The sequence below is a fragment of the Amycolatopsis sp. NPDC058278 genome, assembly GCF_042881395.1.
Taxonomy (GTDB): Bacteria; Actinomycetota; Actinomycetes; order Mycobacteriales; family Pseudonocardiaceae; genus Amycolatopsis.
Map to the genome: position 1 here is coordinate 35,789 of NZ_JBHVXZ010000025.1, position 14,036 is coordinate 49,824.

Below are 14,036 nucleotides of genomic sequence, written 5' to 3' on the forward strand. Positions count from 1 at the left end.
CCGTTTCGGTTCAGCCGGTCGCGCGTTGAGCTGCCAGTACTTCTTCGGTTATCCGGCTCGGTTCGGTCAACGGATAAGTAATGTTGCGAACGTTGGGCAGGGTTACCGGTGTTCCGACGCTGACGAACTTGGTTGCCGGATTCATGGATGCGACGGCCAGGAGGTCGGCGGAAAAGGTCGTCCCGTCGGCGACAATGAGCCGACATTGTGAGGCAACGAGGCTGGCGAAGTAAGGGCCGGCTTCCTCGGTGGCGTCGGTCGGGACGACGAGCTTCTGTGCGTTGATCGAGCCGGTGCCGGTCGAGGCCTGGACACCGCGCCAGACCGGGTCGGCGTCGATGCTGTTCGCCGAGGTCAGCAGGCATGCCTTGAAATGGGATGATACGTCCGGATGGTCCGGTTTCGAGCCGAGGAAAAATGGCGCGGCCAGAATTCCCAATGCGATTACGCCGAATGCAGCACCGAGGACTATTCGGCGCCTTCTTCGTGGTGGAGCGGTGAGCGCTGTGGGCATGTAACGCAGCTTAGCGGTGTCGCGAGACGCTCGGGGCTGGCTGTGAAAATTGTTCGATGGTGACAAAAAACAAAGTTTGCTGCTTTCTGTCGATTGACTGCCCGGTTTGGACTGTGCTGTATTTACGGTCGGTTTGATCGCCGGAGCCACGAGGGGGAGTGGTCATGCTGGTGCGCCCTGGGCGGATCGCCAAGCGCTGTGTTCCCGTTGTCGCCTTCACGCTCGCCGTGCTTGTCGGGTTCGGGCAGTCGGCCGCGCAGGCGACCGAGGCCACCTGGCGGTACTCGGCCACCCTGACCGCCGGGGACATCGCCACACCCGGCCAGCTCGCCGGCTCGGCCGCGGGACGAGGGCACGCGGCGTCGGCCGCGGACACCAAGGCACCCGACGGTGGCCAGGGACACGCGCCCGGGGTCGCGCCGCACCAGCTTCAAGCCGCCACCGCACACCAGCGGGAAGCCGCGCCGCGGCTCTCCTCGAACACCGCGGCGATGACCGCCGCGGGTACGTCCACGCCGCCGGGCGAGGGCGAAAGCAGTTTCGACGCCGCCCGCAGCTCCCTGCGGGCGAACGCGGGGGACGAGCACACCCTCGTCTACGACAATCCCGACCGCACCAGCACGGCGAAGATCTCGGCCGGCCGCGTCCAGTACTTCCGCCCGGACCACCGCTGGGCGCCGATCGACAACACGCTGACGCGAGCCGGAAACGGGCGCTGGACCAAGAAAGCCGACTCACAAGACGCCCAGCTGGCCCCGAACGCGGCCGATGCCGCACTCGGCTCGCTGGCCGTGAGCACCGGGCAGCGGGTTTCGTTCGGCGTGGCCGGGGCGGCTCCCGCAGTGCCGCAGGTCTCCGGCGACACCGCGACCTACCAGCTGGTGCGGCCCGATTCCGACGTGCAACTGCAGACCGTGGAGTCGGGCATCAAGGAATCCCTGGTGCTGCGATCGCCGGCGGCACCGACGTCGTGGGTGTTTCCCCTCACCGTGCAAGGGCTCACGCCGTCGGTCGCCGGGTCGGGTGACGTGATCTTCGCCGATCAGTCGGGTGCGGAGCGCGTGCGCATCCCCCACGGATCGATGGTGGACTCCGCCGTCGACCCGCGGTCGAACGAAGGTGCCTGGTCCAGCGGAGTCACCTACCACCTGACCACCGTCAACGGCGGCCCTGCCCTCCAGGTCGACCTGGACGCGCAGTGGCTGCACGATCCCACGCGCAAGTTCCCCGTCGTCGTCGACCCGACGACGCTCACGAGCACCGCGTCCACCTACGTCATCAACACCGACTGGACCAACCACTCGGCATCCCCGCTCCTGAACGTGGGGTCGTACGACCGCGGTGGCCACGCCGCGGGAGCCGCGCTCAAGTTCGACAACTTCGCCGGCACGTTCGCCAACGACTTCATCCGGGGCGCGTGGCTTTCCGTCTACGACGCCTTCGACCAGTCCTGCACCCCGCAGGAGGTGAAGGTCTGGTCGATCCTCAAGCAGTGGTACCCGGACCTGGTCAACGCCGACAGCCCGCTTTACGGTGCCGTCCTCGGGTCGAAGTCCTTCGCCAGCTCCCCGAAGTGCTTCGGCGGGAAAACGGGCAGCTTCAACTGGGCCACGATCGGTCTCGACCCGTCGGCGTTCGACTCGTGGGCGCACGGCGGCGGGGTCTACGGACTGAGCCTCAGTGCCGACGTCCACTCGGCGGCCAGCTGGAAGCAGCTGGCGTCCAGCACATCGGCCAACAAGCCGTACCTGTCGATCGACTTCAGCCCGTACGGCGTCAAGTGGCCGGGCAACCTCTCCTGGAGCACCACGCCCACCGCGTTGACCGATGGTGTGCTGCAGGCCCCGGTCCAGAACTGGGGTAATGCCGCGTGGACGTCGGGCAACGGCTACAAGCTGCGCTACACGCAGACGAACGCCGACACCGGGGCTGTCCTCGCCCAGGGCACCGCGGCCGTGCCGGGAACTGTCGCTCCGCAGCAGTCGGTGACCGTTCCGATCACGATCGCCCACCAGCCCGCGGGCACCCCGTTGCGCGTGGTGCTGGACATGGTGGCGCCGGACGGCTCTTCCTTCAGCAGCTGGTTCGCCCCGACCGAAACGTTCGACTACACGCCCGCCGACATCGCCCCGCAGATCGATCGCCAGTCGCCGCCGTCCAACGTAACCGAGGGCACGCTCACCCCGACCTTCAGCGCGACCGGCCACGACCCGGACAACTACAAGGATCCGCTGACCTACGGGTTCTGGGTCTGCCCGGCCACCGCGAAGTGGCCCGACGGCTGCACCGCGTCCGGTTGGCTGCCCGCCGGCGTCAGCGCGTGGACGGTGCCTGCGGGCAAGCTCGCCTACAACGAGAGCTACTACTGGATAGCGGAGGCCTACGACGGCATCCAGGCGAGCTACCCCAGCGCTCCCTCGTGGTTCACCACCGTCGTCGGGCAGCCGGTCGTCACTTCCCACCTCGCGCAGAACTCCGATCAACGCGGATTCGACCCGGAGATCGGCAACTACACCACGGCCGCGACCGACCTGACCGTTCCCGGGGCGGGGTTGAAGCTCGGGGTGGAACGCACCTACAACAGCCTCGACCCGCGGACGCCCGGAGCGTTCGGCGCCGGGTGGTGGTCGGTGTTCGACATGCAGGCGCTCCCGGACGCGGACGGAACCGGCAACGTGGTGGTCACCTACCCGAACGGGCAGGCCGTCCGGTTCGGCCGCAACGCCGACGGCACGTTCACCGCGCCCCAAGGCCGGTACGCCACCCTCACGCCGATCGGTACCACGGGGTACACGCTGGTCGACAAGCTCGGCACCACCTACGTGTTCGCGGGGCCGGCAGGCGCGGCCGCGTTCCCCATCGCGTCGATCACCGACCGGGCCGGGCACCAGGAACTGTTCGCCTACGCCGGTGGTCGGCTCGCGACCGTGACCAACACGACCTCGCACCGCGCGCTCCACCTCACCTGGACGACCCCGGCCGGTGCGCGGGCGGCCCACGTCAGCACCGTGGCCACGGATCCCGTCGTCGCCGGGAACCCGGCTTCGGCCGTCAGCGCCACCTACCAGTACACCGCCGACCAGCTGAGTTCGGCGTGCCGCCCCGGGCCGGAGTGCACCGGGTACACCTACCAGGCGGGCGCCCACGACAAGTCCGTCGTCCTCGACGCCGAGCCCTCGGCGTTCTGGCGGTTGACCGACCAGCCCGGCGCGGAGCAGGCCGCGAGCGAGGTGCTCCAGAACGAAGGCGAAGACACCGCGCGGCGGGTGAGCGTCGCGTTCGGCAAACCGGGGCCCAATCCCACCGCGACCGCCGCGGAGTTCGACGGCACCCAGTCCTTCGTCCAGCTGCCCCAGGACCAGATCAAGGGCGTGGCGTTCCTGACCGTCCAGCTGTGGTTCTCCACGGCCGCGTCCGGGACCGCGCAGATGCTGCTGGCCACCGGGCACGACCCGGCGAACACCGCGAACCCGAACAGCGGTGCCATGCCGGTGCTCTACATCGGCACGGACAACAAGCTGCACGGCCACTTCTGGGACAACACGGTGGCCGGCATGGCCTCGGCCGCCCCGGTCAACGACGGCAAGTGGCACCAGGTCACGCTCACCGGTTCGGCCGGCGCCCAAGCGCTCTACCTCGACGGCAAGCCGATCGGCACGGAATCCGGCACGATCTTCAACGTCGACCCGTACACGATCGTCGGTGCGGGTGTGTTCAACACGAATGGCTGGCCCGCGGCTCCCAGCACCACCACGTGGTCCCACTTCCGCGGCTCGATCGCCGACGTGGCGATCTACCCGAAGCCGCTGTCGGCCATCCAGATCGCGTCCCAGTACGACGGTGCCGCCAATCCCGCGGCCCTGCTGACCGGAACGACGCTCCCCTCGGGCAAGACCGCGGCTTCCGCCCGCTACGACACGCGGGCGGACCGGCTCGTCGAGCTCACCGACCAGAACGCCGGGACGTGGCACGTGGGCGGCCCGACGGTGTCGGGGACTTCGGAGATCTACCGGTCCACCGTGTTGGGCGCGGCGCCGTACGGGTACTGGCGGCTCGGTGACAGCGCGGGCACGACGGCCGCCGGTGAGACGGACACCCAGACGGGGACCTACTCGGGCGTCACCCTCGGGGTCGAGGGACCGTTCGGGCGGAACGACAGCACCGCCGCGTCGTTCAACGGCACCAGCAGCTACGTCCAGCTGCCGGCGGACCGGGACCCGAACTCGATTGCCGGGTTCACACCGGTCATTCCCTATGCCGGGCCAGTCGCGATCGAGCTCTGGTTCTCCACGAAGACCAGCGGAGTGCTGTTCTCCTACTCCGCGAATCCGATCACGGGAACCCCCAACGCCGACCACATCGACTACTCCCCGGCCCTCTACGTCGGGACCGACAACAAGCTCCACGGCCAGTTCGGTGCCGAAGACGGATGGGGCAACATCGCCCCGCTGCAAAGCAAATCCACCGTCACCGACGGGAAGTGGCACCACGTCGTCCTGGCGAACGACGGCGCACTCCAGACCTTCTACCTCGACGGTACCCAGGTCGGCACGCTGAACAACTGGAACTGGGGTTTGGCGAACATCAGCTCGGTCTACGTCGGTGCCGGGTTCATCGGGAACCAGTGGCCGGCCGCGCCGCAGCAGGGGACCGGCACGGCCGGACACCCCAGTTACTTCACCGGCAGCATCGCCGAAGTCGCCATCTACCAGCACGAGCTGAGTCCCGACGACGTCGTCCACCACATCAAGGCGTACGGCAACTCGCTGTCCCACGCCTCGCCGACGCTCAGCGTCGGAATCGAGGATCCGGCCGGGAACCCGCAGAACTACACCTACGATCCGTACAACGGCGGCCGGCTCGTCAGCTCGAGCGACGTGCTGAACCACACGACTTCCTACGGCTACGACACCGGGGGATTCCTCCACACCGTCACCGACCCCAACGGGGTTCAGGTGATCACCGGCCACGACGTCCGCGGGAACGAGGTTTCCCGGACGACGTGCCAGGACTTCCGGACCTCGAAGTGCTCGACCGCCTACTACACCTACTTCCCGGACGGCACCTCGACGTCCCTGCGGCCTGATCCGCGCAACGACGTGGTGACCAGCTTCCGGGACGGGCGGTCGGCCGACGCCATCGACGCCCGCTACGCGACCCGCTACTCGTACGACGTCAACGGAAACCTGCTCTCGACGGCCGGACCCGCGGTCGACGGTGCTCCCGCCGGTCGCGTCACGAGCACCGTCTACACCGACGGGACGTCGGCGTTTCCGAGCGTCGACGGCCCGGCCGCGCCGCCCGCGCTCCCGGCGAAGACGACCACACCGGGTGGCGCGACCACGAACTACCGCTACTTCGCGAACGGGGATCTCGCCAGTGTCACGGACGCGGCGGGACTCGTGACGAGCTTCACCTACGACGGTCTCGGCCGGGCACTGACCTCCAAGCAGACCGGTGACAGCTACGCGGCGGGCCTCGTCACCGCCATGTCCTACGACGCGGCCGGCCGCCAGGCGACCGTGACCGCGCCCGGAGTCACCGACCGGGTCACCGGCGCGGTGCACACCGCCAAGACGACCACGAGCTACGACCGGGACGGCAACATCGTCCAGCAGGTCGTGGCCGACACGACCGGCGGCGACGCGGCCCGGACGACGAAAACCGGCTACGACGACTCGAACCGGGTCGTGTCGACGACCGATCCGGCCGGTGCCGTGACGACGTACACCTACGACGTTCTCGGCCACCGCACATCGCTCACGGATCCGGCGGGGACCACCACCGCCTACGAGTACCTGGCGGACGGCCACCTCGCGACGACGACGCTGCGCGGGTACCGGGCCGCCGACGGCTCCACCCGCGACCTGGTCACCCAGTCCCTCGCCTACGATCCGGCGGGCCGGCTCGCGTCCACCACGGACGCCATGGGGCGGGTCACGAACTACCGGTACTACGACGACGGCAAGCTGCAGTCGAAGTCCCACCCCGACCCGGTGACCGGCAAGACGGGATTCACCGAAGCCGCCTACCAGTACGACCTGGCCGGGAACAACAACACGGTGTGCCGCAACAACTGCGTGCCCGGCTTCCTGGCTTACAGCCAAGGCCTGTTCACCCGGTACCAGTTCGACGCGGCCAACCGGGTCACCACGGCCACGACGCAGTACGACTCCGCCAAGATCGGTACCGTCCCGGTCCCGCAGCCGCGCAACTCGGTCACCAAGGTGACCTACGACCCGGACGACCGCCCGGCCGCCATCTCGTCCACGGACGAGCAGTCGCCTTCGGTCAACGGCACGAATATCAGCTACACCTACGACCCGCTCGGCCGCAAGACGAGCGAGACGGTCCAGCAGGCGCTGCCCGCGCAGGCGGCGGACGCCGCGTTGCTCGCGCAGTGGGACCTCGCCGACGGCACGACGACGACCGCGGCGGACGGTTCCGCCGGGGTGACCGCCGGCCCGGCGACCCCGCTGACGCTCGACGACACCCGGTATCCCGCGGCGACGAGCAAGGTCTGGAACGGGCAGGCGGCCCGCCTCGCCTGGCAGAACGACGGCAACCTCGTGCTCTACCGCAACAGCGACAACGTTCCGATCTGGAGTTCCGGGACCGGCGGCAAGAGCACGACCGCCGTGCTCGTCCTCCAGAGTGACGGCAACATCGTCATCTACAGCGATCCCACCTTCAAATCCGTGTTGTGGCACACCCAAAGCGGTGGCAACCCCGGTTCCAAGGCTTCCCTGACCGCACGTGGTGAACTGGTCGTCACCGGCCCGTCGGGTGCGACGCTGTTCACGAGCCGCTCCGCGCAGCTCGGGTTCAACAACCCCGCGACGTTGTCCGGTGGCGTGTCCTGGAGGGCGACGGATCCGTACTCGAGCGCATTCGACAACAAGGGCTCCGTCCGGTTCGACGGTGTCACCGGACAAGCGAGCACCGCCGGGCCCGTGGTCGACACCACCGGCTCGTTCACGGTGTCGGTGTGGGCACGACCGGACGAGTTCGGCGCTCGCTCGCAGACTCTCGTCGCCCAGCAAGGCGTCCAGCAGCCCGGGTTCGCTCTCGAGTACCAGGGATCGACCGGCAAGTGGGCGTTCACGAGAGCTCTGACCGATACTGCGAACGCACAGGTTGTTTCGGCGCAGGGACCCCTTCTGTCGTCTGCGAACGACTCCTGGACGCACCTGGTCGGCGTTTACGATCGCGCGACCGGCAAAGCTTCGCTCTACGTGGACGGTCAGCTCCAGTCGACCGTCACCGACACCACGCCGTTCGCCGCCACGGGGGCCTTCCTCATCGGGCGTGGCTTTGCCAACGGCCAGGCGACCGGCTTCACCAACGGCAAGATGAACAACGTCCGGGCCTACTCCCGAGCGCTGAGCGACAGTGAAATCAAGGACCTCACGAACCGTTATCCCGGTGCCGGACCGGGTCAGCGCGGCTTGGCCGGGTACTGGAGCCTCACCGATGGTTCCGCCGGTGCGGCGGCACCTTCCGTCGGCGGGGTGACGGCTGCGCCCAGCGGCGAGGTCAGCTGGTCCGGCGAACACGGGGGCGCCGCGCAGTTCGACGGATCCTCGGGGTTCCTCCGGACCTCATCGCTCACCGGGTTCGGCCACACGAAGAGTTATTCCGTGGCTGCCTGGGCGAAGCTGGACACGACGGCGAAGTCGCAGACCGTCGTCTCCCAAGACGGGGCCACTCTGTCTCCCTTCGCTCTGCGGTACGACGCGACGGCCAAGAAGTGGGCCCTCACCGCCCCGGCTTCGGACACCGCCGGAGCGGCACTCACCAGTGCGATGTCCTCGACCACCCCGGTGGCCGGTATCTGGACCCACCTCTCCGGTGGCTACGACGCGAACACGCACCGCCTGAGCCTCTACGTGAACGGACAGCTCGCGGGTTCGGTCCCGTACACGGCGACCACCTCGTACGAAGGCAACATCGTCATCGGTGCGGGGATGAGCGCCAAGACCCGTTCGGAACTGCTCGACGGCCGCGTCTCGGGCGTGAAGGTGTTCCAGCAGGTCCTCACCGCGGACCAGATCGGCACGTTGTACGCGGGCGGGAACCTCTTGCACCCGACCTCGACGCAGACCACCACCTGGACCGTCGACCAGCGCGGCCTCACGACGTCCATGACCGACGCCCGTGGCAACGCGCCGGGTGCTTCGAAAGCCGCGTACACCACCACTTACGAGAACGACGAAGCCGGCCGGCTCGCGTCGATCCTGGGCCCGACGGTCAACACCGAGGTCGCGGGGGGAGCCGCGACGCCGACGCGGCCGCGGACGGTGACCGGCTACGACACCTTCGGCGAAGTGACCGAGACCCAGGATCCGACCGGGAACATCACGACGACCGGGTACGACGCGGCAGGCCGCCCGGCTTCGGTCGCGCGGCAGTCCTACACCGCGCCGGGAGCCACGGCGCCGGTGCACGCGGTCACGGTGACCACCTACAACCCGCTGGGCCTGCCCGCGACGGTGACCGATCCGCTCGGCAACCAGACCGGGTTCGCGTACGACCAGCTCGGGAAGCCGGTGAAGCGGACCGACCCGGCGGGCGGGGAGTGGACCTACGCCTACAACGCCGACGGCGAGCTCACCGCGGCCACCGACCCGACGGGGGCACAGAACCAGCTCACCTACGACTACCTGGGCCGGAAGCTGACGAGCACCCAGGTCGTCCGGCAGACCGGCGCGGCGTACACGACGACCTACGGCTACAACGGGCAAGGCGATCTCGCCACGGTGACCACACCCGCCGGGGTGCTGACGAAGGGCACATTCGACAACGCGGGGGAGCAGCTGACCGCGGTCGACGGCGCGGGCAACACGACCACCAACACCTACGCCAACGGCCGGCTGACGGCGACCGTCGCGCCCGACGGCAGCAAGGTCAGCCGCGGCTACGACGCGGCGGGCAACCTGACCACGCTCAGCGAGTCCGACAACACCGGCGCGGTGCTGCGGACCAGCAGCACCGGCTACGACGCAGTCGGCAACCGCACTTCGGTGACCGACGCCACCGGGGTGACCACGGAGTTCGGCTACGACGCGGCGAACCGGCTCGTCAGCCAGCTCGAGCACGCGTCGGCCACCTCGAGCATCGTCACGACCTACGGGTACGACGCGGCGGGCAACCGGACCCGCTACACCGACGGCAACGGCAATCCGTGGATCAGCACGTACAACGCGTGGGGCCTGCCTGAGTCCCAGATCGACCCCAGCACGCCGACCTTCCCGGCGCTCGCGGACCGCACCTACACCACCGCCTACGACGCCGCGGGACGCCCGGCGGAAGTCACGAGGCCCGGCGGGGTCCGGCAGACCCGGACCTACGACGTCGTCGGCAACCTGAAACGGGAAACCGGCAGCGGAGCCGGCGTCGACACTCCCGACCGGGAGTTCGGCTACGACACCGCCGGCCGGCTGACCTCGGCGTCTGCCCCCGGCGGCACGAACACCTTCACCTACGACGACCGCGGGCTGCTCACCGGCACCGACGGGCCGTCCGGGAAGGCGTCGTTCGGCTACGACGCGGACGGCCGCACCACCAGCCGCACCGACGCCGCCGGAACCACGGCCTACACCTACGACAAGGCCGGCCGCCCGGCGACCTTGACCGACCCGCTCGCGCAGGTCGTGGGGACCTACAGCTACACGAAGCTGAACCAGCTCGCCGGGATCGACTACGGGACCGGGAACAACACCCGGGCCTTCACCTACGACGCCCTGCACCGGCTCAAGACCGACACCTGGAAGACGAGCACCGGGACACCGGCCGGCTCGATCACCTACGACTACGACCTCGCCGATCGGGAGACCGGCAAGACCACCACCGGGTTCGCCGGCTCCTCGGCGAACGCCTACACCTACGACCAGGCGGGCCGCCTGTCCACTTGGGACAACGGAACCGCGAGCACGGCCTACGACTACGACGCCGCGGGCAACCGCACGAAGATCGGCTCCCGGACGTTGACCTACAACGCCCGTGACCAGCTCCTGAACGACGGGACGCGGTCCTACGGCTACACCGCCCGCGGCACCCGCGCAGACCTGCCGTCCGACGCGTTCGACCAGGAGCTCGCCGGAGACAGCAGCTACGACGCCCTCGGCCGGCTCGTCGCCCACGGCACCACGAAATTCGCCTACAGCGGCCTCGGCGCCGCCATCGCGTCCGAAGGCGACACGACGTACAGCCACCACGCCGACGGCGGCGGGCACGCCGCCGCCAAGGCCGGCACCGCGCTGATCACCCTCACCGACCGGCACGACGACCTCGTCGGCAGCAGCACACCCGGCGGAACCGCGCTGGCGGGCTCGACGACGTTCGACCCGTTCGGCAACCCGACCGCACGTGCGGGCACCCAGTTCGACCTCGGCTACCAATCCGGCTACACCGACGGGACCTCGGGCCGCGTCAACATGGGCGCTCGCTGGTACGACCCCGGCAACGGGCAGTTCGGCAGCCGTGACACGGTTTCGAACAGCCCCAACCCGTCCAGCGCCAACGCCAACCCGTACGCCTACGCCAACGGGAACCCGGTCAACGGAACCGACCCGACCGGTCACACGTGCTGGGGGTGCATCGTCGGCGGGGCGATCGGCGCCATCGGCGGGGCACTGATCGGCTGCGTCGTCACCATCGAGGTCGGCTGCGTGGGCGGCGCGGGCGTCGGAGCCTGGCAGGGCGCGGGGTGGGGAGCCGCCGCCGGGATCTGGGGCGGCTTGGCCGCGCAGGTCGTGTCCGACATCAGCAACGCGGACTGGGCGAGCGGAGGAACCGCGGGCATCCCCACCGTGGAGGTGCCCGTCCTCCCTCTTCCCGTCATCACCGGTATCCATGCCGGAGCCGGCGGACACGCGACGTCCACCGTCCGCGCCCGCCCGTACGTGCCGCGGCCGCCACCACCGCCGACGCCGACCGACTACGCGAAGAAGCCGCAGCCGCACCCGTTCGACCCCATCCTGGGTTCCGGTTCCGGGATCGCGGCGTCGATCGCTCAGCTGATCTCCGTCGTCACCGCGCTCGCGCTGCCGGCCGACGAGCTGACCCAGTACCAGCCGGAGGACCTGGGGACGCTCACCAGCGGAGGGCTGACGGCGGGCGCGGACCTCGGCCTGATCGGTTCGCCCGGCGGACCGCACCTGCCGAAGCCGCCGTCGCCGCTGGACCTGTTCAACATCGGCAACACCATCGTCGGGCTGCAGAACTGCCACTCGTTCACCGAGTGCACCATGGCCGCGCTGGGGCTCCTGCCCGGCGAGTCCATGGCCCGGGTGGCCGGCGGCGGCGAGATGTTCGAGGCCGAAGTGGCCGGCGCGGCGGCCAACATGGACGAAGGCCTGGAACAGCTGCTGAACAACGCGGACGACATCCTGAAGCCCGAGTCCATTCCTCCCGGAGGCGCGAAGGCCATCGTGCACCTCGACAAGCCCAAGGGGCATGCGCTGATCACGATCGAGTTCGAAGGGCAGGTCTCGCACACGCATCAGTTCGGCGGTGTCGACACACTGCCGGGGAAGAACGGGGTCGAGGAGTTCGATCCGGAGACGGACCTGTCAGCCACCGGCGTGAACAACATTCCTGTCGTACTGCCCTTGGGTGAAAAAGCCTGGTGGTTCGTCGACAAGCAGCTCACCATGACGGACCGGTGGAGGGCTGGTGAGGCCAACAGGTACCCGAACTACCATGTAGAAACTCAGAGTTGTGTGACTTACTGTGCGCAAGTACTGAGGGAGGGTGGCGTCGAAGACATCCCGACCGACACCAGTGGGGCGCTCAGGTGGCTGTTCAGGCAGTGAGGCTGACAACGTCGCCGTAACAGGAAGGAATGAGCATGCCGGTGCCACCGGGATGGGAGTGGATCGAGGACGCGGAGCACTGGGATGCGCCCGAAGGGCTGCGGCGGCCGGTCTCGTCGGTGGACATCAACCTCGCCATCAGGATGTTGTCGCGGGGCACTCTCGGCAACGACTTCAACATCCTCGCAGGACAGTTCATCAGCGAGTCCGAGCTGTTCAACATTTGGGTCGGTGCGACGAAAGGCACGAACCTGGACCCGCGGGAACTGGGGAGGCATCTCACCGAGATGAACCAGCGTACGCGCCGGGTCTACGAAGCGTGGCGGAACCTCGATGAGGGGACCGAAGGAACCTGGGAGGATCGCCTCATGGCCCTCAAGGCGACCATCCAGGCGGTGATCGCCGAAATGAAGGCGGAACGCACCGGCCGGTGAGGCCTCCCATCCACACTGGACTTCGCCCGTCAGGTCACCGGGATCGACGGGCTGAACGCCGGGTTCTGCGGCGGGTTCGTCACCTTGACGTTGCACGTCATGGTCCACGGGTTCCACACACCGTCCGCCTTCCGGTGGACCTCGAGGGTGAAGGTGGCCGTGGTGGTGACCTTGACCGTGGCCGTGCCGGGCGCGCCCGCGGTCAGGGACGGCACCACCGCGCCCGGCCCCTGCTCGAACAGCACCTCGAAGGCGCCACCGGCCGGATAGATCTGCTCGGGCACGGTCAGCCCGGTGACCGTCGGCCCGGAGAGCGTCGCGCCGGTCGCCGCCAGGCCCAGGTCGACGTGGCCGCGGAAGCCGTCGTAGCCGTAGGCGGTCAAGATCGCGTGCGGACCCGCTTCGAACCGCACGCCACCACCCACACCGGCCGGCGTGATCGTGGTGCCCGAGGCGACGGAGTCCGGGGCGTCGAACCGGGTTGTCATGGTCCCGGGTTGCGGGGTGACCCCCGGGAGCAGGGTGCAGGCGTTGAGCACCGGACCGGTCTGGTAGGTGACGGTCGCGGCGGATGCCGGGCCGGCCATGGCCACCGCCATCGCGGCGGCGCACGAAACAGTGGTGAGGACGCGCAGGAACACTTCGACTCCCCTTCGAATGTCCACAATGGATGTTGCGCTGTCAGGTGATCACGATGACCGGCTGGAACGCCGGGTTCTGGGCCGGGTTGGTCACCTTCAGCGTGCAGTTCACCGACCACACGACCCAGGTTCCGGTCGACGCCCGGTGGAGCTGGAGCCCTTCGCTGAAGCCCGTGCCCATCGCGAACGCGAGCGTGCTGTCGAAGCCCGCGGTGAACGTCTGGATCGGCCCGGCCGCCGGGAGCGTGATCGGGCCCGTCGTGCCGATGGGCTGCTCCGGGAAGTCGCCGCTGATCGTCCCGGTGGGGGGAGTCGCGTTCGAGACGGTGAACGAGCCGCCGAACGAGCCGCGGATCGCGTCGTAGCCGGCGCCGCGCAGCAGCGCGCGCAAGGTGCTCGGCAAGACGTGCGTCGCCGAGGGCAGCACCGTGAACGGCTGCCCGGGGTGGGGATCGGTGACGTCCAGCTGGGCGGTCAGGGACGTGGCTTGTGGTGCGAAGCCGGGGAACGCGCAGGTGTAGGTCAACATGCCGGTCTGTATCGTGACCGTCGCCGCGGCCGCCGTTCCCGCTGCCACGCCCGTGACGAGCAACGCTGCTGCGAGCGCCGTTCCGATCCTCATGGCTCCCCC

5 protein-coding genes are annotated in these 14,036 nt (G+C 69.0%); 2 read left to right on the top strand and 3 right to left on the bottom strand.

Features of this window, described 5'->3' with window-relative positions; translation table 11 throughout:
- Positions 1–10: 10 nt before the first annotated feature.
- Entirely contained in the window at positions 11–514 is a 504-nt protein-coding gene (locus tag ACFVYA_RS15600) for a hypothetical protein (RefSeq protein ID WP_387045488.1), read from the bottom strand.
- A 164-nt stretch (positions 515–678) separates the two neighbouring features.
- On the opposite strand from ACFVYA_RS15600, the gene ACFVYA_RS15605 reads away from it, so the two are divergent.
- Complete coding sequence (locus tag ACFVYA_RS15605; RefSeq protein WP_387045490.1) at positions 679–12,330, top strand: LamG-like jellyroll fold domain-containing protein; 11,652 nt, start codon at positions 679–681, stop codon at positions 12,328–12,330.
- 35 nt (positions 12,331–12,365) lie between these two features.
- Complete coding sequence (locus ACFVYA_RS15610; protein ID WP_387045492.1) at positions 12,366–12,764, top strand: hypothetical protein; 399 nt, start codon at positions 12,366–12,368, stop codon at positions 12,762–12,764.
- A gap of 29 nt (positions 12,765–12,793) precedes the next feature.
- On the opposite strand, the gene ACFVYA_RS15615 is transcribed toward ACFVYA_RS15610, so the two are convergent.
- On the bottom strand, positions 12,794–13,405 hold the full coding sequence (locus tag ACFVYA_RS15615; protein ID WP_387045494.1) for a DUF6801 domain-containing protein: 612 nt from the start codon (positions 13,403–13,405) through the stop codon (positions 12,794–12,796).
- 40 nt (positions 13,406–13,445) lie between these two features.
- Positions 13,446–14,027, bottom strand: a complete 582-nt coding sequence (locus ACFVYA_RS15620) for a DUF6801 domain-containing protein (protein ID WP_387045496.1) — start codon at positions 14,025–14,027, stop codon at positions 13,446–13,448.
- Between the last annotated feature and the right edge of the window lie 9 nt (positions 14,028–14,036).

Coding starts and splice junctions, on each gene's coding strand:
- ACFVYA_RS15600 (WP_387045488.1), bottom strand. CDS start 514: ATGCCCACAGCGCTCACCGCTCCACCACGAAGAAGGCGCCGAATAGTC.
- ACFVYA_RS15605 (WP_387045490.1), top strand. CDS start 679: ATGCTGGTGCGCCCTGGGCGGATCGCCAAGCGCTGTGTTCCCGTTGTC.
- ACFVYA_RS15610 (WP_387045492.1), top strand. CDS start 12,366: ATGCCGGTGCCACCGGGATGGGAGTGGATCGAGGACGCGGAGCACTGG.
- ACFVYA_RS15620 (WP_387045496.1), bottom strand. CDS start 14,027: ATGAGGATCGGAACGGCGCTCGCAGCAGCGTTGCTCGTCACGGGCGTG.